General features: G+C 72.5%; 15 protein-coding genes and 1 pseudogene. 8 read left to right on the top strand and 8 right to left on the bottom strand.

The features are described from left to right. Positions 1-1,592 (bottom strand): annotated as a pseudogene (locus ABT106_RS13980) (LamG domain-containing protein); the annotation flags it as partial. A gap of 247 nt (positions 1,593-1,839) precedes the next feature. Further along, the gene (gene gmd, locus ABT106_RS13975; RefSeq protein ID WP_351276360.1) at positions 1,840-2,853 is read right to left on the bottom strand and encodes a GDP-mannose 4,6-dehydratase; all 1,014 of its coding nucleotides are present in this window, start codon (positions 2,851-2,853) and stop codon (positions 1,840-1,842) included. A 238-nt stretch (positions 2,854-3,091) separates the two neighbouring features. Between gmd and ABT106_RS13970 the strand changes: the two genes are divergently transcribed. Continuing rightward, on the top strand, positions 3,092-4,036 hold the full coding sequence (locus ABT106_RS13970) for a GDP-L-fucose synthase family protein (RefSeq protein ID WP_351276358.1): 945 nt from the start codon (positions 3,092-3,094) through the stop codon (positions 4,034-4,036). A gap of 18 nt (positions 4,037-4,054) precedes the next feature. Here ABT106_RS13970 and ABT106_RS13965 read toward each other — a convergent pair whose 3' ends face one another. Further along, a complete protein-coding gene (locus tag ABT106_RS13965; protein ID WP_351276356.1) occupies positions 4,055-5,530 on the bottom strand; it encodes a sugar transferase in 1,476 nt (491 codons plus the stop codon). 382 nt (positions 5,531-5,912) lie between these two features. Between ABT106_RS13965 and ABT106_RS13960 the strand changes: the two genes are divergently transcribed. Together ABT106_RS13960 and ABT106_RS13955 are read left to right on the top strand one after the other, a co-directional pair. Next, positions 5,913-8,180, top strand: a complete 2,268-nt coding sequence (locus ABT106_RS13960) for a M4 family metallopeptidase (RefSeq protein ID WP_351276354.1) — start codon at positions 5,913-5,915, stop codon at positions 8,178-8,180. A 234-nt stretch (positions 8,181-8,414) separates the two neighbouring features. Next, complete coding sequence (locus ABT106_RS13955) at positions 8,415-9,920, top strand: nitronate monooxygenase (protein WP_351276352.1); 1,506 nt, start codon at positions 8,415-8,417, stop codon at positions 9,918-9,920. A 19-nt stretch (positions 9,921-9,939) separates the two neighbouring features. On the opposite strand, the gene ABT106_RS13950 is transcribed toward ABT106_RS13955, so the two are convergent. From ABT106_RS13950 to ABT106_RS13940, 3 genes are all read right to left on the bottom strand, one after another. Then, positions 9,940-10,173: a hypothetical protein gene (locus ABT106_RS13950; RefSeq protein ID WP_351276350.1), complete on the bottom strand. Its 234-nt coding sequence runs from the start codon at positions 10,171-10,173 to the stop codon at positions 9,940-9,942. Positions 10,174-10,266: 93 nt separating this feature from the next. Continuing rightward, a complete protein-coding gene (locus tag ABT106_RS13945; protein ID WP_351276348.1) occupies positions 10,267-10,395 on the bottom strand; it encodes a hypothetical protein in 129 nt (42 codons plus the stop codon). A 185-nt stretch (positions 10,396-10,580) separates the two neighbouring features. After that, positions 10,581-12,119, bottom strand: a complete 1,539-nt coding sequence (locus tag ABT106_RS13940) for an MFS transporter (protein ID WP_351276346.1) — start codon at positions 12,117-12,119, stop codon at positions 10,581-10,583. A gap of 155 nt (positions 12,120-12,274) precedes the next feature. On the opposite strand from ABT106_RS13940, the gene ABT106_RS13935 reads away from it, so the two are divergent. Beyond that, positions 12,275-13,312 (top strand): Lrp/AsnC family transcriptional regulator, encoded by a 1,038-nt coding sequence (locus ABT106_RS13935; RefSeq protein WP_351276344.1) that lies wholly within the window; start codon positions 12,275-12,277, stop codon positions 13,310-13,312. Between the two features lie 54 nt (positions 13,313-13,366). On the opposite strand, the gene glgP is transcribed toward ABT106_RS13935, so the two are convergent. Then, on the bottom strand, positions 13,367-16,003 hold the full coding sequence (glgP, locus tag ABT106_RS13930; RefSeq protein WP_351276342.1) for an alpha-glucan family phosphorylase: 2,637 nt from the start codon (positions 16,001-16,003) through the stop codon (positions 13,367-13,369). A gap of 787 nt (positions 16,004-16,790) precedes the next feature. On the opposite strand from glgP, the gene ABT106_RS13925 reads away from it, so the two are divergent. The 4 genes from ABT106_RS13925 (at position 16,791) to glgB (ending at position 24,414) form a co-directional block, all read left to right on the top strand. Continuing rightward, on the top strand, positions 16,791-18,785 hold the full coding sequence (locus ABT106_RS13925) for an alpha-1,4-glucan--maltose-1-phosphate maltosyltransferase (RefSeq protein WP_351276340.1): 1,995 nt from the start codon (positions 16,791-16,793) through the stop codon (positions 18,783-18,785). Then, a complete protein-coding gene (treS, locus tag ABT106_RS13920) occupies positions 18,782-20,503 on the top strand; it encodes a maltose alpha-D-glucosyltransferase (protein WP_351276338.1) in 1,722 nt (573 codons plus the stop codon). Before ABT106_RS13925 ends, treS begins: the two co-directional genes overlap by 4 nt. 174 nt (positions 20,504-20,677) lie before the next feature. Next, entirely contained in the window at positions 20,678-22,123 is a 1,446-nt protein-coding gene (locus ABT106_RS13915; protein ID WP_351276336.1) for a maltokinase N-terminal cap-like domain-containing protein, read from the top strand. Then, positions 22,120-24,414: a 1,4-alpha-glucan branching enzyme gene (glgB, locus tag ABT106_RS13910; RefSeq protein WP_351276334.1), complete on the top strand. Its 2,295-nt coding sequence runs from the start codon at positions 22,120-22,122 to the stop codon at positions 24,412-24,414. Before ABT106_RS13915 ends, glgB begins: the two co-directional genes overlap by 4 nt. On the opposite strand, the gene ABT106_RS13905 is transcribed toward glgB, so the two are convergent. Then, on the bottom strand, positions 24,398-24,760 hold the full coding sequence (locus ABT106_RS13905; protein ID WP_351276332.1) for a thioredoxin family protein: 363 nt from the start codon (positions 24,758-24,760) through the stop codon (positions 24,398-24,400). The genes glgB and ABT106_RS13905 overlap by 17 nt on opposite strands. Between the last annotated feature and the right edge of the window lie 3 nt (positions 24,761-24,763).

The following is a 24,763-nucleotide window of genomic DNA, read 5'->3' as shown; positions in this document are numbered from 1 at the left end:
GACTGGACCGAGACCGGGACCGTCACCGAGACGGTGGCCGACAGCGCGCTGGTGTTGCCGGCGGCGTCGGTCGCGGTCACGCGGTAGGTGTAGGACTGGCCGGCCTTGACCGTGGTGTCGTTCCAGGAGGCCTGGGGACGCTGCCACTCCAGGGAGTCGGCGGTCATGGTGTGGATCGGGGAGGCCGAGCCGTTGCGGTAGACGCGGTACGTCAGCTTGCTGTCGTCCGCGTCGTAGCTGGTGCGCCAGCGGACCTGGGCCTCGCCGGGCTTGACGCTGCCGGCGCTGGCGACCGGGGTCGTGGGCGCTCCGACGTCGCCGGTGGAGGCGAAGCGGGTCAGGCCCCACTGCGGCTTGCCGTTGATGAGGGTGAACTCACCGCCGACCCACATGTACTTGACGTCGTTCTTCTCGGACACGGCCATGACGCGCGGGCCGATGCCCTCGGTCAGTTCCATGCCGTCGTTGGCCGTGGGGTGCCAGCCGAGCTTCGCCGGGCCGCGCACGAAGCCGTCCACGGGCGCGGGGGCGGCACCCTCGTGGTTGGTCGGCTGGGCCAGCAGGAAGTGACGCTTGCCGTCGGGGTACTCCTGCTCGGTGGAGCAGTCGTGCGCGTGCGAGGAGCTGTAGAGCACTCCCTCGTAGGGCAGCACGAACTGGGTCGCGCCGAGGCAGCGGTCGCGCCACTTCTCGGTGAAGTCGCTCAGCTTCAGGCCGATGCGGCCGTCGAAGACGCCGCCGCCGGAGCCCTCGTTGCCCGTGTAGAAGCCGGTGCCGTCGGTGGAGATGTCCTTGACGACCGAGTTCGACGGGATGTTGCTGTAGGTCTTGGTGACCGCGCCGGTGGTGGAGTCGACCACGGCCAGCGCGTGCGTGTTGGACCCGTTGACGGAGAAGAAGTCGCCGCCCAGCAGCACGTTCTTGCCGTCCGGGGTGACCTCGACCGCGCGGCCGGGCTCGTCCGCGTCGGCCTTGAAGGTCTTCAGCCCGCCGGAGCCGGCGTCGACGGCGGCGAACCGCTCGCGGGTCTGGCCCTCGACGGTGAAGAAGTCGCCGGCCGCGTACAGGGTGTCGTCCGTGAGGGCGAGGGAGCGCACGGTGGCGGTGAAGCCCGGGTGGAACGAGGCCCTGGGGGTGCAGGTCGCGATGTCGATCGCGGCGACGCTGGAGACCGGGGTGCCGTTGACGGCGCCGAAGTAGCCGCCCGCGTACAGGGTCTTCTCGTCCTTCGAGACGACCAGCGAGCGCACGGTCGCGCTGCCCTCGCCGATGGTGAAGGAGAGCTTGCAGGAAGTGGGGTTGCCCGTCGCCGCGTCGAGCGCGACGAAGTTCACGGCGTCCTGCTCGGTGCCGCTCGACGCCCCCTCGGGCGGGCGGACGGCGGAGAAGGTTCCGCCGGCGAAGACGGTGCCGTTGGTCTGGGCCATCGCCCAGACGACGCCGTTCGTCTGCCAGGTCGGCAGGTTGTCGGCGGTGAATGCCACCGGCTGTGTGATGGCGGACGCCTGAGGCATCAGCACCAGGCCGATGCCGGTGCCGGCACCGGCCAGTGACAGGACGAGGGCAGCAGTCAGCCCTCTGGATCTACGCATGAGCCCCCCAGGGCAATCGCCCGGTTTGATGGCTGAAACTATCCGAACAGCCATATGTACTGGGCGCAGACTAGGGCTCACGCAAGGGCCCGGTCACCTCCCTTGACCCATTGCATACCAACTTGGAATCAACCGGGTTCAGTACGGAGGGCGCACTACGGACATACGGCAGGTTTGCCCCGGTCACGCCCGCGCAGAGCGACGCGCGTGACCGGAACACGGCAAATCGTAGGGGAAGTGCGCGACCTCAGCGGTCGATGCGGACCGTCACGCCCGCGAGCTGGTCCTCGACCTGGCGGATGTCGGCGTCGACCATGATCTTGGCCAGTTCCGCGACCAGGACCGTCGGCTTCCAGCCGAGCAGCTCGTTGGCCTTGGAGGCGTCCCCGATGAGGGCGTCGACCTCGCTGGGGCGCTCGTACTTGGGGTCGTAGCGCACGTGCTCGTTCCAGTCGAGACCGGCGTGGGTGAAGGAGGCTTCGACGAACTCGCGCACGGAGGCGGCCACGCCGGTGGCGACGACGTAGTCGGTGGCCTCGTCCTGCTGGAGCATCCGCCACATGGCGTCCACGTACTCCGGGGCGTAGCCCCAGTCGCGGACGGCGTCGAGGTTGCCGAGGTAGAGCTTCTCCTGGAGTCCGGCCTTGATCCGGGCGACCGCGCGGGTGATCTTGCGGGTCACGAAGGTCTCGCCGCGGCGCGGGGACTCGTGGTTGAAGAGGATCCCGTTGACGGCGAACATGCCGTATGCCTCGCGGTAGTTCACCGTGGTCCAGTACGCGAAGACCTTGGCGGCGCCGTACGGGCTGCGCGGGTGGAACGGCGTGCCCTCGTTCTGCGGGGGCGGGGTGGCGCCGAACATCTCGGAGGACGACGCCTGGTAGATGCGGGTGTCGATCCCGCTGGCCCGGATCGCCTCCAGCAGCCGCAGCGCGCCGAGGCCGGTGACGTCGCCCGTGTAGAGGGGCGCGTCGAAGGAGACGCGGACGTGGGACTGGGCGCCCAGGTTGTAGACCTCGTCGGGCTGTATCTCGCGCAGCAGGTTCACCAGGGCGACGCCGTCGGAGAGGTCCGCGTGGTGCAGGACGAAGGACCGGTTGGCGGTCTGGGGGTCCTGGTAGATGTGGTCGATCCGCTCCGTGTTGAAGCTGGAGGAGCGCCGCACGAGCCCGTGCACCGTGTAGCCCTTGGAAAGCAGGAGCTCAGCGAGGTACGAGCCGTCCTGCCCGGTGACGCCGGTGATCAGTGCGGTCTTGCCCATGGGTTCCCCTTGGTGGTGGTCGGTGCTGTTCGTCATGGTGAGGCTGTGCCTCGGGGTGTCTGCGGCGGGCCGCCCCGGCAGGGGGCGCGCCGCGCGCAGGGCCGCCGCCCGGGGGCTGGATGGGTACCGTACACGCCCGTTCCGGCTGGCTTTGCAGTGGATTGGAGCCCGCGGCGGGCGGGGGCCGGGACGTGGACCGGGCGGAGCCGGGCGGGAGCGGACTGGCATCATCGGCGGTATGACAAGTTCGCTGCCGCTCCTGCCCCCGAACGCCCGCGTCTTCGTCGCGGGCCACCGCGGCCTCGTGGGCTCCGCGGTCGCCCGCCGCCTGACCGCCGACGGCCACGAGGTGCTCACCCGGGGTCGCGCCGATCTCGATCTGCGCGACGCCGCCGCGACCGGGGCGTACCTGAAGGACGTCCGTCCGGACGCGGTCGTGCTGGCCGCCGCCAAGGTGGGCGGCATCATGGCCAACAGCACGTATCCGGTGCAGTTCCTGGAGGACAACCTCAAGATCCAGCTGAGCGTCATCGCCGGGGCGCACGCCGCCGGGGTGAACCGCCTGCTGTTCCTCGGGTCCTCCTGCATCTACCCGAAGCTGGCTCCGCAGCCGATCAGCGAGGACGCCCTGCTGACCGGCCCGCTGGAGCCGACCAACGAGGCGTATGCCCTCGCGAAGATCGCCGGCATCGTCCAGGTCCAGTCGTACCGCAAGCAGTACGGGGCCTCGTTCATCTCGGCCATGCCGACGAACCTCTACGGCCCGGGCGACAACTTCGACCTGGAGTCCTCGCACGTCCTGCCGGCCCTCGTCCGGCGCTTCCACGAGGCCGCGGCCGAGGGCCGCGACGAGGTCACCCTGTGGGGCTCCGGCACCCCCCGCCGGGAGTTCCTGCACGTCGACGACCTGGCCGCCGCGTGCACGGTGCTGCTGAACGGCTACGACGGGAGCGAGCCGGTCAACATCGGCTGCGGCGAGGACCTGACCATCAAGGAGCTCGCCGAGACGGTCGCCGAGGTGACCGGCTTCCGGGGCCGCCTGGCCTGGGACACCTCCAAGCCGGACGGGACGCCGCGCAAGCTGCTGGACGTGTCCCGTCTGACCTCGCTCGGCTGGAAGCCCGGCATCCCGCTGCGGGACGGCATCGCCGCCACCTACCGGTGGTGGCGCGAGCAGGGCTGATCTCAACGCATCGGCCCCTCAGTACGCCCCGCGACCGTCGACGACGGCGCGGAGCGTGCGGCCCATGACGTCGACGTCACTGGTGAAGGACCAGTTGTCGACGTACTGCAGGTCAAGCTGAATCGTTTCATCCCAGGACAGATCAGACCTTCCGCTGATCTGCCACAACCCGGTCATCCCGGGCCGCACGCTGAGCCGGCGCAGTTCGACGTCGTCGTACTGCGCCACCTCCTCCGGCAGCGGGGGGCGCGGCCCGACCAGCGACATGTGGCCGGTGAGCACGTTGAACAGCTGGGGCAGTTCGTCCATGGAGGTGCGGCGCAGCAGCCGTCCGACGCGGGTGACCCGGGGGTCGCGGCGCATCTTGAACATCAGGCCGTCGTTCTCGTTCGCCCCGGCCAGGTCGGCCTTGCGCGCGTCGGCGTCCACGACCATCGTGCGGAACTTCCACATGACGAACGGGGCGCCGTCGCGGCCGATGCGCCGCTGGCGGTAGAAGGCCGGGCCGCGCGAGCCGACGCGGATCGACAGGATGATCCCCAGGAAGAACGGGGAGAGCAGCAGCAGCCCGATCGCGGCGCCGGCCCGGTCCAGGGCGGACTTCAGGACGGTCTGCACGCCCCTGCTGACCGGCGGGACGACCCGCAGCATGGCCAGCCCGCCGGCGGACAGGGTCTCCAGCCGCTTGACGGAGACCTCCACCAGGCCGGGGAAGACCGCGAGTTCCAGGCCCGCGTCATGCAGGGCCCAGGCCACGCGGCGCAGTCGCTCCCCCGCGAAGCGCGCTCCGGGGGCGACGAGGACCAGGTCGGCGTGATGGCTGCGGACGGCGCCGAGCACCGCGCAGGAGTCCCCGCGGGCGGCCTGCGGCATCGTCTCGCCGAGGCGGGCGGCGACCGGGACTCCGCTGGCGAGGTCGCCGGCGCCGACCGGGACCATGCCGACGACGACGTACGGGTGGTCGGTGCGCGCGGCCAGGTGGGCGATGACGTCCTCGGCCGCGTCGGGCTCCCCCACCACGAGGACCCGGCTGACGGCCTGGGCCTCCCGGCGGGCGGCGGAGAGGTGGTGGTAGGTCAGTTTGTGGCAGGCGACGGTGACGAGCAGCGCGGGCAGCAGGGCTCCGAGGGCGGACAGCCTGGGGGTGTCCTCCTCGGTCACCACGCGCGCCACGGCGAGTACGCCGATGAGAATCAGCCAGTCGTGTACGACCGGCAGGACTCCGCGCGATTCTCCGAGCGAACGGGCGGTGTAGCGGCGGCGCAACGCCTGCACCCCGGTCCAGGCGAGCGCGGCGCCGAGGGCGCAGTAGAGCGGCCGGACCTGCTCGGCGGCCGCGAAGACGAGTCCGACGGGAACCGCCGCGCCCAGGACGTCGGCGGAGACTGCTGCGGGCAGGTACCAGCGGGCCTTGTCACCGAGCCGCCGTACGGGCGCAGCGGACTCCTTGGCCGTCCTGGCCACTCTTTGCGCAGGAAAATGGACATGCCTCATGGGCCCCCCTGGCACGTGGTCTATGACAGTGACGGGTGTCCATGGCTTCCCCTGGCAACGGACATCTACCGCACCGGGAAACAGTACGACAAACGCCCGTACGGTAAATGCCGTTTGCGTCAACGAGACCTCTTGTTGCCCAAGCGTTAGCAACCGGTACCAACCGTTCCGAATGCCGGACGCCTTTCACGGCACACAAAGGTGAATGGTCCGGATACCGGATACGTCACTTCGGACAACGAACCGTTTCCAGCCAACCTTTTGACGCGGCCCTGACATCGCGTGCTGTAAGTGGCACTCTTCGACCGTTCATCGCACCAGCCCTGATCTGCCCGGAGGCCCACCCAGCCGTCCGGAACCCCCCTTGCAGAAGGAGTCTGCGTTGAGGTCCACCCCCCAGAGGCGTGCCACAGCGGCCGGCGCGCTCGTAGCCGCGGCAGCCCTGCTCGCCGTCGGTATACAGACCGGCACCGCCACCGCCGACGCCACCGCGTCACAGGCACGTACGGCCGCCCAGCCCAACCCGGGCGCGGCGAACGTCAAACTCAGCGCTTCGGAGCGTGCGACGCTCCTCGCCGAGGCCAACTCCACCACCGCGCAGGCCGCCAGGGCCCTCGGCCTCGGCAGCGGCGAGAAGCTGGTCGTCCGCGACGTCGTCAAGGACGCGGACGGAACCACGCACACCTCGTACGAGCGCACCTACGACGGCCTTCCGGTGCTCGGCGGTGACCTCACCGTCCACGCCAAGGGCGGCGTCACCCAGAGCGTGACCAAGGCGACCCAGCACGAGATCAAGGTCGCGGACACCACCGCCACGGTCACCCCGGCCGCCGCCGAGGGCCAGGCGGTCGCAGCCGCCAACGCCGAGGGCTCCAAGGAGGCCAAGGCGTCCAAGGGCGCCCGCAAGGTGATCTGGGCGGCCGAGGGCGTTCCGGTCCTCGCGTTCGAGACGGTCGTCGGCGGCCTCCAGCACGACGGGACGCCGAACGAGCTGCACGTGGTGACCAACGCCAGGACCGGCGCCAAGATCACCGAGTGGCAGGCCGTCGAGACCGGCACCGGAAACACCATGTACAGCGGCCAGGTGACGCTCGGGACCACGCAGTCGGGCAGCACGTACAACCTGACCGACGCGGCCCGCGGCAACCACAAGACGTACAACCTCAACCGGGGGTCCTCGGGCACCGGCACGCTCTTCTCCGGCCCGGACGACGTCTGGGGCAACGGCCTGCCGGCGAACCTGGAGACGGCCGGCGCCGACGCGCACTACGGCGCCGCGGTCACGTGGGACTACTACAAGAACGTGCACGGCCGCAACGGCCTGCGCAACGACGGCGTGGCCCCGTACACCCGGGTCCACTACGGCAACAACTACGTGAACGCCTTCTGGCAGGACTCCTGCTTCTGCATGACGTACGGCGACGGTGACGGCAACGCCAAGCCGCTCACCTCCACCGACGTGGCCGCGCACGAGATGACGCACGGTCTGACCTCGGTCACCGGCAACATGACCTACAGCGGCGAGCCCGGCGGCCTCAACGAGGCGACCTCCGACATCATGGCGGCGGCCGTCGAGTTCTACGCCAACAACCCGCAGGACCTCGGCGACTACAACGTCGGCGAGAAGATCGACATCCGCGGCAACGGCACCCCGCTGCGCTACATGGACAAGCCGAGCAAGGACGGCTCGTCCAAGGACGCGTGGTACTCGGGCATCGGCTCCATCGACGTCCACTACTCCTCGGGTCCGGCGAACCACTGGTACTACCTGGCCTCCGAGGGTTCGGGCGCCAAGGTCGTCAACGGCGTGAGCTACGACTCGCCGACCTCCGACGGCCTGCCGGTCACCGCGATCGGCCGCGACGCCGCCTCGAAGATCTGGTTCCGCGCGCTGACGGTCGGCTACTTCAAGTCGAACACCAACTACGCGGACGCCCGCGTCCAGACCCTGAAGGCCGCGGCCGACCTGTACGGCCAGGGCTCGACCATCTACAACAACGTGGCCAACGCCTGGGCCGGCGTCAACGTCGGTCCCCGGATCGTCTCCGGCGTCACGGTCAGCCCGATCGCCAACCAGAACACCCAGGTGGGTGGCGCGGCGAGCCTGCAGGTCCAGGCCACCAGCACCAACCCGGGCGCGCTGAGCTACGCGGCGAGCGGCCTGCCGGCCGGTCTGTCGATCAACTCCTCCACCGGCCTGATCTCGGGCACGGCCACCACCGCGGGCACGTCCAACGTGACCGTCACGGTGACCGACTCGGCGAGCAAGACGGGTACGGCGTCCTTCACCTGGACCGTCGGCACCAGCCAGCCGAGCGTCTTCGAGAACACGACCGACTACGCCATCGCCGACAACGCGACGGTCGACTCCCCGATCACCGTGAACCGCTCGGGCAACGCCCCGAGCACGCTCAAGGTGGACGTGAACATCCTGCACACCTACGTCGGTGACCTGAAGGTCGACCTCGTCGCCCCGGACGGCACCCTCTACAACCTGCGCAACCGCACCGGCGGCAGCGCGGACAACATCGTCCAGTCCTTCACCGTGAACGCCTCCTCCGAGGTCGCGAACGGTGTCTGGAAGCTGCGGGTCGCGGACCTGGCCAGCGCGGACATCGGCAAGATCGACAGCTGGAAGCTCACCTTCTGACCCTCCGGGGCCGGACGACCAGCCGCTGAGCGGCGCGAGCCGCACCGTTAGACACGGGGCCGCCCGGGAGGAAACCTCCCCGGGCGGCCCTGTCCCATGTGCCCCCGCCGCCACGGGACCTGCTGCCCTGACGGCCGGGACCTTCGGCGCCGTGCGCGCGGCCGCGGCGGGGGGATAGTGGAGTCCAGCGAACCTACGGAACCGTAGGTCCGGGTGATTCCGAGGACGTGCCCCATGCCGCAGACTCCTGTGCCGCGGACCCCCGCGCCGCCCGCCCCCGCGACCGTCCCCGCCCCGCGGCGGCCCTGGCTGATCCAGGGCGGCATGGGCGTCGGGGTCTCCGGCTGGCGGCTGGCCAGGGCGGTGTCCCTGGAGGGCCAGCTCGGAGTGGTCTCCGGAACCGCGCTGGACGTCGTCCTGGCCCGCGTCCTGCAGACCGGCGACCCGGGCGGACACGCCCGCCGCGCCCTGGCCGCCTTCCCGCACCCCGACCTCGCGCGGACCGCGCTCGACCGCTACTTCCGCGAGGGCGGTCTCGACGCGGGCACGCCCCTGCGGACCGCGCCGCGGCTGCGCGCCACCGGCGGGGCCCAGGCCGAAATCCTCACCGTCCTCGGCAACTTCGCCGAGGTGTGGCTCGCGAAGGAGGGACACGATGGCCTCGTCGGCGTCAACTACCTGGAGAAGATCCAGCTGGCCACCGCCCCCGCCCTGTTCGGCGCGATCCTGGCAGGCGTCGACCACGTGCTCGTGGGCGCGGGAGTCCCCGGCCAGATCCCTGCCCTCGCCACACGGCTGGCGCGCTACGAACGCTGCGTCACCCGGATCTCCGTAGAGGGCTCGGAAGAACCGCTCGACCAGCTCTTCGACCCCGCGGCCCTGCTGGCGGGGCACCTCCCGGGCCCGCTGCGCCGCCCGGAGGTACTGGCCATCGTGTCGCTGCCGGTGCTCGCGGCCTACCTGGCCCGCGACGAGGCGACCCGCCCCGACGGCTTCGTGATCGAGACCAGCGGGGCCGGCGGCCACAGCGCCCCGCCGCGCGGGCCGATGCGGCTCGACGAGCGGGGCGAGCCGGTCTACGGGCCCCGCGACCGGCCGGACCTCGCCAGGATGGCGGCGCTCGGGCTGCCGTTCTGGCTCGCCGGCGGCCAGGCGAGCCCCGAGGCGGTCGCCGCCGCCCGGGCCCAGGGGGCGGCCGGGGTCCAGGTCGGCAGCGCCTTCGCCCTGTGCGAGGAGTCGGGGATGGCCCGCCCCCTGCGCCGGGAGCTGCTGGACCGGGCGCGCTCGGGCACCCTCACCGTCCGCAACGACCCCGACGCCTCGCCCACCTCGTTCCCCTTCAAGGTGGCGGAACTGCCGGGTACGGTCTCCGACCCCGAGGTCGCCGAGGCCCGGCGCCGGGTCTGCGACCTGGGCTTCCTCCGTACGCCGGTGCGCGGCCCGCGCGGTCTGGCCTACCGGTGCGCGGCCGAGCCGGTGGCGGCGTACGTGCGCAAGGGCGGGGACCCCGCCGACGCGAAGGGCCGGCGGTGCCTGTGCAACGGCCTGCTCGCCACGATCGGGCTGGCCCAGCGGCGGCCCGGGGGGCGGGTGGAACCCCCGCTCGTGACCATCGGCCAGGACCTGTCGTTCCTGCCGCGGCTCTCCCCCGGCGCCGGGCCGTACACGGCGGCGGACGTGGTGCGGTGGCTGGCGGCGGGGGCCGGGGGCGGCGCCGCGCCGCCGGACCGGACGGGCTGACGCGCCGGGGCGCTCCCGGTCAGCCGGTGCGGCGCGAGACCGTGGCCAGGAAGCCCTCCTCCGCGTCCTCGCGGACCTGTTCGTCGCGGCCGCCGCCCGGACGGCCGTGGTCGTGGCCGTCGGCCGGCCGGAAGAAGGCCGCCACGACCTCCACGTTCCGCGCCCGCTCGCCCGGCTTCAGCACCTTCGCCGCCTTGCCCGCGCAGCCGGCGTTGTCGAAGAGCAGCGCCAGCGACTCCGTGTCGTTGCGCACCTCGACGGCCGGCCCCCGCCGGGAGGTCCCGGTCAGCAGGTAGCAGGTGTCGTTGTCCGCGGGGCGGATCCGCCCCCTGCGGTCGTCGCCGTCCTATTCGCTGTACCGGTAGTCCAGTACGCCGAGGTTCCGGCCGCCGTCGTCGGCCGACGCCGGGCCGGCGGGGGGCAGGACGAGGGCGAGGGCGCCGGCGAACACGACGGCGGTGGTGCGAAGACGCATGGGGTGGTCCGTTCCTCGGGTTCCGCGGTTGCCGGGACGCCGGGTCCGGTGGCGTCCGCGGGCAGCGTAGGAGCGGACCGGGCCGCTGGACCGGTTCGCCATGCACAGTGCGTTCGAAGGTTCACCCGTGAGGGCGGGGCCCGCCGCAGGCCGTGCGGCGGGACCCCGGCCTCACGGCCCCTTCGTCACTGCCTCGGCGCCGGTGCCGGAGCGCCCGCCGTACGGGCCGGCGGGACCGTACCGGCCGACGGCGGCACCGCGGCCGGGCGGCGGATCAGCAGGAACACCGCCAGCGCGCCCGCCAGGCCCATCACCCCCGAGGCCAGGAACGTCTCCCGCAGCCCGCTCGCGAAGGCCGCGTCCACCAGGCCCGCCAGGGTCTCGTGCGCCGCGCCCGCCGGAGCGGCGGCGAGCAGCTGCCCGGCCCCGCCGGAGGCCAGCGGCTCCGACAACCCGTGGCCGGCCTCGCCCAGGCCGGAGCGCAGCCCGGCATGGAAGACCGCGCCGAGCACGGCGATGCCGAGCGCCGTGCCGAGCTGGCGCGCGGTGTTCAGGGCGCCGCCCGCCATGCCCGCGCGGGCCGGGGCCACCGCGCCCATCGCGGTGGCGGCCAGCGCCGGGGTCGCCGTACCCACCCCGGCCCCGGTGATCAGCAGCCCCGGGACCAGGGCGGACCAGCCGTCGCCCGCGTCCAGCATCCAGCCCTGGAGCAGCGCGCCGACGCCGATCAGCAGCAGTCCGCCGCCGATGGTCAGCCGCGCAGGGGCGCCGTGCAGCAGCCGCCCGGCCACCGCGGAGACCAGGAAGGCGGCGGCGCTCAGCGGCACCAGCACCAGGCCCGCCCCCACCGGGCTCATCCCCTCGGCGGACTGCAGCCACAGGGAGACGTACATCAGGTACGAGAACGCCGCCCCGGACAGCAGCAGTCCGGCGGCCATGACGGCGACGAAGGTGCGGCTGCGGAAGAGGGAGAGGTCCAGCATCGGACGGGAGCTGCGCAGCTCGACGAGGACGAACGCCCCGAAGGCGGCCGCGCCCAGGGCGAGGAGCACCAGGGTGGCGGGCGAGCTCCAGCCGTTCTCGCCGACGCGGATCATGGCGTACGTGACGGCCGCGGCCCCGGCGGTGAAGGTGGTCATGCCGGGCAGGTCCAGCCCCTTGGCGTGCGGGTCGCGCGATTCGGCGACGGCCTTGAGGGTGACCCAGACGGCCAGCGCGCACAGCGGCAGGTTGATGAAGAAGATCCAGCGCCAGCCGAACTGCTCGGTGAGCAGCCCGCCGACGATCGGTCCGGCCGCCGCCGCGGCGCCGTTGACCGCGCCCCAGACGCCGAAGGCCACGCCGCGGTCGCGGCCCTGGTACGCCCCGCTGAGCAGGGCCATCGTGGTGGCGAACATGGCGGCGCCGCCGATGCCCTGGAGGGCGCGGAAGGCGATCAGCTCGGCCGGGCCGGTGGCCAGGCCGCAGGCCAGCGAGGCCGCGGCGAACAGGCCGAGCCCGCCGAGGTAGACGCGGCGGCGCCCGATCCGGTCGGCGAGCGAACCCGCCCCGAGCAGGAGGGCGGCCAGGGCCAGGGCGTAGACGTCCATGACCCACTGGAGGCCGGCGAAGCCGGTGTCCATGTCGGCGGACATGTCCGGCAGGGCGACGGTGACGATCGTGACGTCCACGAGCAGCATGAACGCCCCGAGGCAGACCGCGGTCAACGGCAGCCATTTGCGCATGGCGGGGACCCTTCTGGGGGTGCGGGGGTGGTGGCGGCGGGCCTCGGATCGGTCCGGCGACCCCTTCAAGGTCTCAGCGCACCGGCCGCACCCCTTAACCAGCGTGTTCGCGCTGCCGGATTCCGGTGGCGCAGGCGTCTGGAATGATGGAAACCATGCATCCGACGCCGCCCCCGACCCCGCACCCGGCCCCGCACGGCGGCCCGCTGGACGAGCTCGACCGCGCCCTCATCCAGGCCCTGACGCTCGACGGCCGGGCCTCCTTCGCACGGCTCGCGCAGGTGCTGGAGGTCTCCGACCAGACCGTCGTGCGCCGCTACCGCCGGCTGCGCACGACCGGCCTGGTGCGCGTGGTCGCCCTGCCGCTGGGCCGCCGGGTCGGCCTGTTCGAGTCCTGGCTGCGCGTCCAGTGCGCCCCGGACGCGGCGCTGCCGGTGGCGGAGGCCCTGGCCCGCCGCCCGGACATCGCGTGGGTGACCCTGAACTCGGGCGGTACGGAGATCCAGTGCATGACCCGGGCGCGCACCCGCCAGGACCGGGACATCCTGCTGCTGGAGAAGCTGCCGCGCACCCGCCGGGTGACCGGCATCGCCGCCCACACCATCCTGCGGAAGTTCTTCGGCGGGCCGGAGGCGTGGGCCGGCCTGGACGTGCTGCGCCCGGACCAGATCGCCGCCCTGGAGCGGCCGCCGGTGGAGCCCGGCCCGGAGCGGTACGCCCTGGACGACACGGAACTCGCCCTGCTCGCGGTGCTCGGCCAGGACGGCCGCGCCGGGTATCCGGAGCTGGCCCGCGCCACCGGCCTCTCGGAGTCCACCGCGCGGCGGCGCCTGGAGCGGCTGCGGGAGGCGGGGGCGGTCTTCTTCGACGTGGAGATCGTCCCGGCCCACCTCGGCTACGAGGCGGAGGCCACCTTGGTCCTGACGGTCCCGCCGGCCCGGCTGGCGGAGGTGGGGGCCGCGATCGGCAGCCATCCGGAGGTGCCGTTCGCGGCGGCCGTGACCGGGGCGGCCTCCCTGATGGCGGTGGTGGTGTGCCGGGACACCGACGCCCTCTACACGTACCTCACCGAGCGGATCGGCGCGGTGCCCGGCATCCAGCAGGTCGAGCTGATCCCGACCCTGCGGAACATCAAGCGGGCCGGGATGCTCGTGGAGGACGGGCGGCTGGTCGACCCGCCGCCCGCCCCCTGAACCCCGCCCGCCCCCTGAACCGCCGGCTCCCCGGGGGGAGCCGGCCGGGCCGGGTCAGCGCAGCAGTACGCCGCCCCCCGCGTCGGTGTCCACCGGTCCGGCGACCAGTCCCAGTTCGGCCGGGACGGCCAGCAGCGGATGCGTGGGCAGGATCCGCACGGTGTAGCCGAAGGGACCCGTACGGTCGAGGGCGAGCGGGCCCTCGTACACCCAGCGGCCCTCCAGGTCGGGGCCGGCGGCCGGCTTGAGCGGGAAGGCCCGCCCGTCGCGGATCACGTCCTGCGGGTCCACCCGCCCCGCGACGGCCTGCACCTCCACGTCCTCGGGCGTGAGCGCGTCCAGCGCCACCCGCACGCGCAGGGTGAGCGTGGCGCCGAGTTCGGCGGTCCCGTTCACGGGAGCCGCGGCGACGGCCTCCACGTGCTCGACGGCCACCCGCGGCCAGGCCGCCCGGGCCCGCCCCTTCCACCAGGCGAGGTCCCGCGCCGCGTCCGGGGTCAGCGCCCGGTGGGCGAGCGCGGCCGGCGCGTACAGCCGCTCCACGTACTCCCGCACCATCCGGCCCGCCAGCACCTTCGGCCCGAGCGACACCAGCGTGCGGCGGACCATCTCGATCCAGCGCACCGGGAGCCCGCCGCGCCCGACCCGGTCGTAGAACCGGGGCGCGACCCGGCCCTCGATCAAGTCGTAGAGGGCATTGGCCTCCAGGTGGTCGCGCCGGTCCTCGTCCGCGCCGAGGCCGTCGGCGGTCGGGATGGCCCAGCCGAAGTCCGGCTCGAACCACTCGTCCCACCAGCCGTCCAGGACGGACAGGTTGAGGCAGCCGTTCAGCGCGGCCTTCATCCCGCTCGTGCCGCAGGCCTCCAGCGGGCGCAGCGGGTTGTTGAGCCACACGTCGCAGCCCGGGTACAGCTTCTGCGCCATGGCCATGCCGTAGTCGGGCAGGAACACGATCCGGTGGCGCACCCGCGGGTCGTCCGAGAACCGCACCAGCTCCTGGACCAGGCGCTTCCCGCCGTCGTCGGCCGGGTGCGCCTTGCCCGCGACGACGATCTGCACGGGCCGCTCCGGGTCCAGCAGCAGCCTGCGCAGCCGGTCCGGGTCGCGCAGCATCAGCGTCAGGCGCTTGTACGAGGGCACGCGCCGGGCGAAGCCGATGGTGAGCACATCCGGGTCGAGCACGGAATCCACCCAGCCCAGCTCGGCCTCGGCCGCGCCGCGCTGGAGCCACGAGGCCCGCAGCCGGTCGCGCACCTCCTGGACCAGTTGCTCGCGCAGCACCCGGCGCAGGTCCCACACGTCCTGGTCGGGGATGTCGGCGACGGCGTCCCAGCGGGCCGAGCCGCCGACGGACAGGGCGTCCTCGGTGCGGCCGGCGCCGATCTGCCGGGCACCGAGCCGGACCACCTCGGGGGCCACCCAGGTCGGGGCGTGCACCCCGTTCGTGACCGAGGTGATGGGGACGTCGGCCGGGTCGAATCCGGGCCACAGGCCGGCGAACATCTCCCGGCTGACCGCGCCGTGCAGGGTGGACACCCCGTTGGCCCGCTGGGCCAGGCGCAGCCCCATGACCGCCATGTTGAACACCCCGGGGTCGCCGCCGGGGTACGACTCGGCGCCCAGTTCCAGGATCCGCTCGACCGGTACGCCGGGCAGTTCCCCGCCGTCCCCGAAGTGCCGGGCGACCAGGCCCCGCTCGAAGCGGTCGATGCCCGCGGGGACGGGGGTGTGCGTGGTGAACACGGTCCCCGCGCGCACCGCCTCGACGGCGGCGTCGAAACCGAGGCCCCGCTCGCGCTCCAGTTCCCTTATGCGCTCGAGCCCGAGGAAGCCCGCGTGGCCCTCGTTGGTGTGGAAGACCTCGGGGTCGGGGTGGCCGCTGATCGCGCAGTAGGCGCGCACCGCGCGCACGCCGCCGATGCCGAGCAGCATCTCCTGGAGCAGGCGGTGGTCGCTGCCGCCGCCGTAGAGCCGGTCGGTCACCTCGCGGGCCGCCACGTCGTTGTCCTCGACGTCGGAGTCGAGGAGCAGCAGCGGTACGCGGCCGACGCGGGCCTGCCAGATGTGCGCGTGCAGGGCGCGGCCGCCGGGGAGGGTCAGCGAGACCCGGGCCGGGGAGCCGTCCTCCTGGCGCAGCAGGTCGAGGGGGAGCTCGTTGGGGTCGAGTACGGGGTAGTGCTCCTGCTGCCAGCCGTCGCGGGAGAGCGACTGGCGGAAGTAGCCGTGGCGGTAGAGCAGTCCCACGCCGATGAGCGGAACGCCGAGGTCGCTGGCGGCCTTGAGGTGGTCCCCGGCGAGGATGCCGAGGCCGCCGGAGTACTGGGGCAGGGCGGCGGTGATCCCGAACTCGGGGGAGAAGTAGGCGATCCCGGCGGGCAGACCGCCCGCGGCCTCCTGCCCCTGGTACCACCTCCCGCCGTTGACGTAGTCGTCGAGGTCGGCGGCGACGACGGCGAGGCGCCGCAGGAACCGGCGGTCGGCCGCCAGTTCCGCGAGCCGGGCCGCGGAGACGGCGCCGAGCAGCCGGACGGGGTCGCCGCCGGCGGCCTGCCAGCCCTCGGGGTCGACGGATTGGAAGAGTTCGCGGGTCTCGGCATGCCACGACCAGCGCAGGTTGCGCGCGAGGTCGGTGAGCGGCAGCAGGGTCTCCGGGAGGACGGGGCGCACGGTGAACCGACGGATAGCCTTCACACGTTCCACCTTCGCAGGGGATTGCGGATCGGAGCGGCCGCACCACGCTGTGCACCCGCGCATCACCCCGGGAAGGCTAGCGATCCGAACGCCTCCCGGCCATGCCGCCTCGGCCATGGCGCCCCCGCCCCGCCGACGCCGGACCGGCGTCGGGAACCGGCCGAGTTGGGGCGGGGGCGAATGCGCGGCACCCACGGGGGAAACCGAGGAGGAGACCAGGGTGTCGTCGCGACGGTACGGCCGTACGCCGGCCACGCGGGCCCGCAAGGCCGCCTCCGCCCCCGATGCCCCCGCCCGCCGCGTGCGCCGCTCGCGCCGCCCGCGGCTCCAGGCAGCAGGGTCCGGGAGGAGGGGCCCACGACCGTGTCCGTGAGAGCGGTGATCGCAGGTCCGGCCCCCGCCCGCACGCGGGACCCGTGGGACGGGTCTGACAGGCGGTGTCCCGGCGTCCATCCTCCGGCCTTCCGTGAGCTGACGGAGCCTCGGAGGGCGCGGGCCGGGGCCCGGTACAGCCGGTGCTCACTACGTACGAGTAGTTAACCGACCGCCCGGGTTGGGCGGGGTCAGAGTGGGAAGGGCTCCCCGGGTACGTGTGGTACCCGCACGGCGCACCCGCCCCCACCCTCTCCCCGCCACCCGAGTGAACGCGGACAGGAGCGGCCATGCCCGCAGCCCAGCCGTCTTCCGAGCGGCTAGAAACAGAGCGAACAGAGCGTGCACTACCAGCCGTGATACCGGCTGGCCTGTCGTCACCAAGCCCTGCGAACTGCCCCCAGGTGATCCCATCATGATCGGTCGCATTCCCGTGCTGGACGTCCGCCCCGCCGTCGACTGCGGCGCCAGACCCGCCAAGGCGGTGGTGGACGAGGTCTTCGAGATCTCGGCCACCGTGTTCCGCGAGGGACACGACGCCGTGGCAGCCCACGTCGTCCTCAGAGATCCGAGCGGGCGGCTGCGGCCCCCCGTGCCCCTGCGCGAGCTGGCCCCCGGCACCGACCGGTGGGGGGCCCGGGTGTCCGCCGAGGTCGAGGGGAGGTGGACGTACACCGTCGAGGCGTGGAGCGACCCGGTGGCCACCTGGCGGGCCCACGCGGCGATCAAGATCCCCGCCGGGATCGACACCGGGCTGGTGCTGCTGGAGGGCGCCGAGCTGCTCGCCCGGGCCGGCGCCAAGATGCCCAAGCGGGACGGCCGCCTGGCCGTGCTGGCCGCCGCCGACGTCCTGCGGGACGAGGACCGGCCCGCCGCCGAGCGGTACGCGGCCGCCCTCGGCCCCGCCGTGGACGCCGCGCTCGCCAAGCGCCCGTACCGCGAGCTGGTGACCGCCGCGAAGCCGCTCGCCCTGCTGGTCGAGCGCAAGCGGGCCCTCTTCGGCTCCTGGTACGAGATGTTCCCCCGCTCGGAGGGAGCCGTGCTCGAACCGGGCGCGGCTCCGGTCAGCGGGACCTTCCGCACGGCCGCCGAGCGGCTGCCCGCGGTCGCCGGCATGGGCTTCGACGTGGTGTACCTGCCGCCGATCCACCCGATCGGGTCCACGTACCGCAAGGGCCCCAACAACACGCTGTCGGCAGGGAGTTGGGATCCGGGTGTGCCGTGGGCGATCGGCTCCACGGAGGGCGGGCACGATGCCGTCCACCCCGACCTCGGCACCATGGAGGACTTCGACGCCTTCGTGGCACGCGCCCGCGAACTGGAGCTGGAGATCGCGCTGGACTTCGCCCTCCAGTGCTCCCCCGACCACCCCTGGGTGGAGAAGCACCCGGAGTGGTTCCGCCACCGCGCCGACGGGACGATCGCGTACGCCGAGAACCCGCCGAAGAAGTACCAGGACATCTACCCGGTCCACTTCGACACCGACATGGCCGGCATCGTCCGGGAGACGGTGCGGATCCTGCGGCACTGGATGGAGCACGGCGTCCGGATCTTCCGCGTCGACAACCCGCACACCAAGCCTGTCGTCTTCTGGCAGAAGGTGATCGCGGACATCAACAAGTCGGACCCGGATGTGATCTTCCTTGCCGAGGCATTCACCCGCCCGGCGATGATGCGCGCGCTCGCGGCGGTCGGCTTCCAGCAGTCGTACACGTACTTCACCTGGCGCAACACCAAGGCCGAGCTCACCGAGTACCTGACCGAGCTGTCGGGGACCCGGTCGGCCTCCGTCATGCGGCCGAATTTCTTCGTCAACACCCCCGACATCCTCCACGCGTACCTTCAGCACGGCGGCCGCCCGGCCTTCGAGGTACGGGCGATCCTCGCCGCCACCCTCTCCCCCGCCTGGGGCGTCTACGCCGGGTACGAGCTCTGCGAGGGCACCCCGGTGCGGGCGGGCAGCGAGGAGTACCTGAACTCCGAGAAGTACGAGTTCCGGCCACGCGACTGGGCGGCCGCGGACCGCGACGGCAGCAGCATCGCCCCGCTGATCACCGCGCTGAACCGGGTGCGCCGCAACAACCCCGCACTCCAGCAGCTGCGCGACATCCACTTCCATTCGACCGACAACGAACAGGTGATCGCCTATTCGAAGCACGCGGGAGCCAATTCCGTACTGGTGGTCGTCAACCTCGATCCGCACCACACCCAGGAGGCGACGGTCTCGTTGGACATGCCGGTACTCGGCCTCGACTGGCACGGGTCCCTCGCTGTGCGCGACGAGCTCACCGGCGAGACCTATCACTGGGGCAGGGCGAACTACGTGCGCCTAGAGCCGGGCCGTACGCCCGCGCACGTGCTGGCCGCTCTGCGACCGTCCCCGCCCACCGGAGGGTCACCCACCACATGATGATCAACGATCCCGTCCACGACACCTTCGAGGACACCCCCGCCAAGGACCGCGATCCCGACTGGTTCAAACGGGCGGTGTTCTACGAAGTCCTCGTCCGCTCCTTCCACGACAGCAACGGCGACGGCGTGGGAGACCTCAAGGGGCTCACCGCCAAGCTGGACTACCTCCAGTGGCTCGGCGTCGACTGCCTCTGGCTCCCGCCCTTCTTCGCCTCACCCCTCCGCGACGGAGGCTACGACGTCTCCGACTACACCTCGGTGCTCCCCGAATTCGGCGACCTCGCCGACTTCGTCGAGTTCGTGGACGCCGCGCACCAGCGCGGCATGCGGGTGATCATCGACTTCGTCATGAACCACACGAGCGACCAGCACGAGTGGTTCCAGCAGTCCCGCAAGGACCCCGAGGGTCCGTACGGCGACTACTACATGTGGGCCGACAACGACAAGCAGTACCAGGACGCCCGCATCATCTTCGTCGACACCGAGACCTCGAACTGGACGTACGACCCCGTACGCAAGCAGTACTACTGGCACCGCTTCTTCTCGCACCAGCCGGACCTCAACTACGAGAACCCGGCCGTGGTCGAGGAGATCGTCTCGGCGCTCCGGTTCTGGCTGGACCTCGGCATCGACGGCTTCCGCCTCGACGCCGTGCCCTACCTGTACGCCGAGGAGGGCACCAACTGCGAGAACCTGCCGCGCACCCACACCCTCCTCAAGGCCGTCCGCGCCGAGATCGACGCGCACTACCCGGACACCGTGCTGCTCGCCGAGGCCAACCAGTGGCCCGAGGACGTCGTCGACTACTTCGGCGACTTCTCCAAGGGCGGGGACGAGTGCCACATGGCGTTCCACTTCCCCGTCATGCCGCGCATCTTCATGGCCGTGCGGCGGGAGTCCCGCTACCCGGTCTCCGAGATCCTGGCCAAGACCCCGGCCATCCCGGAGCGCTGCCAGTGGGGCATCTTCCTGCGCAACCACGACGAGCTGACGCTCGAAATGGTCACGGACGAAGAGCGCGACTACATGTACGCCGAGTACGCCAAGGACCCGCGGATGCGGGCCAACATCGGCATCCGGCGCCGGCTCGCCCCGCTCCTGGACAACGACCGCAACCAGATGGAGCTGTTCACCGCCCTGCTCCTGTCGCTGCCGGGCTCCCCGGTGCTGTACTACGGCGACGAGATCGGCATGGGCGACAACATCTGGCTCGGCGACCGCGACGGCGTGCGCACGCCCATGCAGTGGACCCCGGACCGGAACGCCGGTTTCTCCTCCTGCGATCCGGGCAGGCTGAACCTGCCGGTCATCATGGACCCGGTCCACGGGTACCAGGTCACCAACGTCGAGGCGGCCATGGCCTCGCCCTCGTCGCTGTTGCACTGGACCCGCCGGATGATCGAGGTCCGCAAGGCAAACCCCGCCTTCGGACTGGGCTCGTACACGGAACTGCCGTCGTCGAACCCGGCGGTCCTGGCATTCCTCCGTGAACACGGGGACGACCTGGTGCTGTGCGTGCACAATTTCTCGCGCTTCGCGCAGCCCACCGAACTGGATCTGCGCTCGTTCAACGGACGGGTCCCGGTGGAGCTCACGGGTGACGTGCGGTTCCCGCCGATCGGCGAATGGCCGTACCTGCTGACCCTGGCGGGACACGGCTTCTACTGGTTCCGCCTCCGCAACGAGACACGCACCGAACTGCGCGCCGAGCAGTAGCCGGCCACAGGCGAACCGGGCCCGAGAACGGGGCGGGCGGCACGCGAATGGGTCAATCGCCCGCCCCTGTACGGATCATCCTGACCCGACACTCGCACATACGGGAGAAGCAACTGCCGCACATCCGGGACACTCTGCGCATTCTGTGACGGCCCGGGGAAAGGACGCGACGCCATGTCGGAGGCAGCATCCGCCCGGAGTCGGCTGACGGCCGACCGGGCCACCGGGATCGGCCCGCTGGAACCGATGCTCAGGGCCTGGCTGCCCGCGCAGCGCTGGTTCGCGGGCAAGGGCCGGTCCATCACCAGGCTCAGGGCCGTATCGGCCGCCGAGCTGCTCCCCCCGGGGTCCACCCCCGGGCTGCTGCACCTGCTCCTCGACGTGGACGGGGACTGCTACCAACTGCTGCTGGGCGTACGCCCGTCCCTGCCGCCCGCGCTCGCGCCCGCGCTGATCGGCCACGCCGAGGAGGGCCCGTACGCGGGCAGGGCGGTCTACGAGGCGCTGGGCGATCCCCGGCTCGCCTCCATGCTGCTGGAACGATTGCGCTCCCCCGGCGCGCTCGGACCGCTCCGCTTCGACCGGGACCCGGACGCGCCGATCCCGGCCGGGCTGACGCCCCGTCCGCTGTCCGGCGAGCAGACCAACTCCTCGCTGATCTACGGGGATTCGTACATCCTGAAGGTGTTCCGCCGGGTCGGCCCCGGGGTCAATCCGGACCTTGAGCTGCCCAGAGCGCTGGCCGCCGCCGGCTGTGCCCGCGTCCCGGCGCCGGTCGCCTGGTACGAGGCCGAGCTGCCCGGCAGCGAGCCGCTGACCCTGGGCGTCCTGCAGCCGTACCTGCGCGGCTCCGACGACGGCTGGCAGCTCGCGCTGCGCCGGCTCGCCGCCGGAGCCGACTTCACCACCGAGGCGCACGCGCTCGGCCGGGCCACCGCCGAGGTCCACAGCGCGCTCGCGGCGGCGCTGCCGACCGTCGCGCTCGGCCCGGAGCAGACCGCCCGGCTGGCCGCCGGGATGACGGCGCGGCTGGCCGCCACCGCCCGGGAGGTGCCCGCGCTGCGGACGTTCGAGGCGGGGCTGCGGGGTGCCTTCGACGCCCTGGCCGCCTCCCGGGGGGCGGGGGTGTCGGCCCAGCGGATCCACGGGGACCTCCATCTGGGGCAGACCCTGCGCACCCTCGACGGCTCGTGGTCGTTGATCGACTTCGAAGGCGAGCCGGCCCGGCCGCTGGCCGACCGGCGCCGTCCCGAACCGGCGGTGCGCGACATCGCCGGGATACTGCGCTCCTTCGACTACGCCGCCCGCTCGCACCGGCCGTTCGCCCCCGCCTGGGCGGACGACTGCCGGGCCGCCTTCTGCGAGGGCTACGCCCGCACCACCGGCCGCGACCCCCGGGAGGACCCGGTGCTGCTGCGGGCGTACGAGACCGACAAGGCGGTGTACGAGGCCCGCTACGAGTTCCGGCACCGCCCCGACTGGCTGCACGTCCCGATGGCCGCGATCCGGCGGCTCTCGGAGCCCGTCCGCCCCGCCCACCGCGTGCCGCCGACCCCGGCCGCACCGGGCTCCCTCTCCCCGCACCCCCATCAGAAGCCCCCGAGGAGGCCGCTCGCGTGAGCGCCGCACGACAGCCGTCACCGACCGTCCGCGACGAATCCGGGGCCTTGGCCCCGGCCGCGAGAAAGCCCCGCACCCCCCGCGCCCGCCGGGCCGCCCCCGCGCACGGGGTCCGGCCGGCGCCCGCCCGGGGCGCCGGGGACCGGGGCCGCCTGCTGGAGGGCCGCCACCACGACCCGCACGGGGTGCTGGGCGCCCGTGCGCAGCGCGGCGGCGTCTCCTTCCGGGTGCTGCGCCCCTACGCCAAGGCGGTCACGATCGTCGCCAAGGGGCTGCGGGCCGAGCTCTTCGACGACGGGGACGGGCTGTTCTCGGGGCTGCTGCCGCTCGCCGAGGTGCCGGACTACCGGCTGCTGGTGGCGTACGACGGCGACGAGATCGAGGTCCACGACCCGTACCGGTTCCTGCCGGCGCTGGGCGAGCTGGACCTGCACCTGATCGGCGAGGGCCGGCACGAGGAGCTCTGGACGGCGCTGGGCTCCCGGCCGATGGAGCACCAGGGGGTGGCCGGCACCCGCTTCACGGTGTGGGCGCCGAACGCCCAGGGCGTCCGCGTCGCCGGGGACTTCTCGTACTGGGACTCGGTCGCCTATCCGATGCGCTCGCTCGGCTCCACCGGTGTGTGGGAGCTGTTCCTGCCGGGCGTCGGCGCCGGGACGCTGTACAAGTACGACATCACGCGGCCCGACGGCAGCCACACCCTGCGCGCCGACCCGATGGCCCGGGCGGCGGAGGTCCCGCCGGCCAACGCCTCCGTCGTCACGGTCTCGGCGTACGAGTGGAACGACGCGCGGTGGATGGCCGGGCGCGGCGCGCGGCCGCCGCACCAGGCGCCGTTCTCGGTCTACGAGGTGCACCTGGCGTCCTGGCGGCCGGGGCTCTCCTACCGGCAGCTCGCGGAGCAGCTCCCGGCGTACGTGAAGGAGCTCGGCTTCACGCACGTGGAGCTGATGCCGGTCGCCGAGCACCCCTTCGGCGGCTCGTGGGGCTACCAGGTCACCGGGTTCTACGCGCCGACCTCCCGGATGGGATCGCCGGACGACTTCCGCTTCCTGGTGGACGCGCTGCACCAGGCCGGGATCGGGGTGATCGTCGACTGGGTGCCGGCGCACTTCCCGCGCGACGACTGGGCGCTCGCCGAGTTCGACGGCCGGCCCCTGTACGAGCACCACGACCCGAGGCGGGCCGCCCACCCGGACTGGGGGACGCTGGAGTTCGACTACGGCCGCAAGGAGGTCCGCAACTTCCTCGTCGCGAACGCCGTGTACTGGTGCGAGGAGTTCCACGTCGACGGACTGCGCGTGGACGCGGTGGCCTCGATGCTGTACCTCGACTACTCGCGCACCGAGGGCGAGTGGGCGCCCAACGAGCACGGCGGGCGGGAGAACCTCGACGCGGTGGCGCTGCTCCAGGAGATGAACGCCACGGTGTACCGGCGCTGCCCGGGCGTGGTGACGATCGCGGAGGAGTCCACGGCCTGGGAGGGGGTGACCCGGCCCACCGACGCGGGCGGGCTCGGCTTCGGGCTGAAGTGGAACATGGGCTGGATGAACGACACCCTGCGGTACATGTCGAAGGAGCCGGTGCACCGCAAGTACCACCACCACGACATGACCTTCGGGATGGTCTACGCGTTCAGCGAGAACTACGTCCTGCCGATCTCGCACGACGAGGTCGTGCACGGCAAGGCGTCGCTGGTGTCGAAGATGCCCGGCGAGGACTGGTGGCAGAAGCGGGCCGCGCACCGGGCGTACCTGGGGTTCATGTGGGCCCACCCGGGCAAGCAACTGCTCTTCATGGGGCAGGAGTTCGCCCAGGGGTCGGAGTGGTCGGAGATGTACGGGCCGGACTGGTGGCTGCTCGACAGCTCCTACCCGGCGGCCGAGGACCACCAGGGGGTGCGCCGCCTGGTGGGCGACCTGAACCACACGTACGCGGCTGCGCCCGCGCTGTGGGAGCGCGACAGCGTCCCGGAGGGCTTCGCCTGGGTGGAGTCCGACGCCGCCGAGGACAACGTCTTCGCCTTCCTGCGGTACGCGCAGGACGGCTCGCAGCTGCTGGCGGTGTCGAACTTCTCCCCGGTGGTCCGGCACGGGTACCGGATCGGCGTGCCGCAGGAGGTCCCGCTGTGGCAGGAGGTCCTCAACACCGACATGCAGCGATACGGGGGCAGCGGCATCCACCACACGGCGCCGTTGCGCCCGGAACCGGTGCCGGCCCAGGGGCGGGCGGCCAGCCTGCGGCTGACCCTGCCGCCGCTGGCGACGGTCTGGTTCAGGCCACGGCACTAGCGGCGGGGGCCCCGGCCAGGTGCTCCTCCAGTTCCAGGAGCAGCTTGCGCTTGGCCCGGGCCCCGACCATCTGGCGTACGGGCTCGCCGTTCCGGAAGACGATCAGGGTCGGCATGGACAGCACCCCGTACCGCGCGAGGGTCGCGGGATTGGTGTCCGCGTCGATCTGCACCACCTTGAGCCGGTCCGCCTCCTCTGCGGCTATCGCGGAGAGCACGGGGGCGAGCTGGCGGCAGGGGCCGCACCAGTCCGCCGTGAACTCCACGAGGACGAGCCTGCCCCGCTCGCCGAGCACCTGGGCGTCGAAGCCCTCGTCGGTCACCTGGTCCACGCCGTGAGCCCTCATGCC

The organism is Streptomyces sp. NPDC002044, assembly GCF_040296725.1.
Taxonomy (GTDB): domain Bacteria; phylum Actinomycetota; class Actinomycetes; order Streptomycetales; family Streptomycetaceae; genus Streptomyces; species Streptomyces antarcticus.
Note: the sequence above shows the minus strand (reverse complement) of the source record. Positions and strands in the feature narration are given on the sequence as shown.

What these genes read in the sequence shown, in the direction of transcription:
- treS (WP_351276338.1), top strand. Translation starts at nt 18,782, where the DNA reads ATGATGATCAACGATCCCGTCCACGACACCTTCGAGGACACCCCCGCC.
- ABT106_RS13915 (WP_351276336.1), top strand. Translation starts at nt 20,678, where the DNA reads ATGTCGGAGGCAGCATCCGCCCGGAGTCGGCTGACGGCCGACCGGGCC.
- ABT106_RS13965 (WP_351276356.1), bottom strand. Translation starts at nt 5,530, where the DNA reads ATGAGGCATGTCCATTTTCCTGCGCAAAGAGTGGCCAGGACGGCCAAG.
- ABT106_RS13970 (WP_351276358.1), top strand. Translation starts at nt 3,092, where the DNA reads ATGACAAGTTCGCTGCCGCTCCTGCCCCCGAACGCCCGCGTCTTCGTC.
- ABT106_RS13955 (WP_351276352.1), top strand. Translation starts at nt 8,415, where the DNA reads ATGCCGCAGACTCCTGTGCCGCGGACCCCCGCGCCGCCCGCCCCCGCG.
- ABT106_RS13905 (WP_351276332.1), bottom strand. Translation starts at nt 24,760, where the DNA reads ATGAGGGCTCACGGCGTGGACCAGGTGACCGACGAGGGCTTCGACGCC.
- ABT106_RS13925 (WP_351276340.1), top strand. Translation starts at nt 16,791, where the DNA reads ATGATCGGTCGCATTCCCGTGCTGGACGTCCGCCCCGCCGTCGACTGC.
- ABT106_RS13935 (WP_351276344.1), top strand. Translation starts at nt 12,275, where the DNA reads ATGCATCCGACGCCGCCCCCGACCCCGCACCCGGCCCCGCACGGCGGC.
- gmd (WP_351276360.1), bottom strand. Translation starts at nt 2,853, where the DNA reads ATGGGCAAGACCGCACTGATCACCGGCGTCACCGGGCAGGACGGCTCG.
- ABT106_RS13940 (WP_351276346.1), bottom strand. Translation starts at nt 12,119, where the DNA reads ATGCGCAAATGGCTGCCGTTGACCGCGGTCTGCCTCGGGGCGTTCATG.
- ABT106_RS13945 (WP_351276348.1), bottom strand. Translation starts at nt 10,395, where the DNA reads ATGCGTCTTCGCACCACCGCCGTCGTGTTCGCCGGCGCCCTCGCCCTC.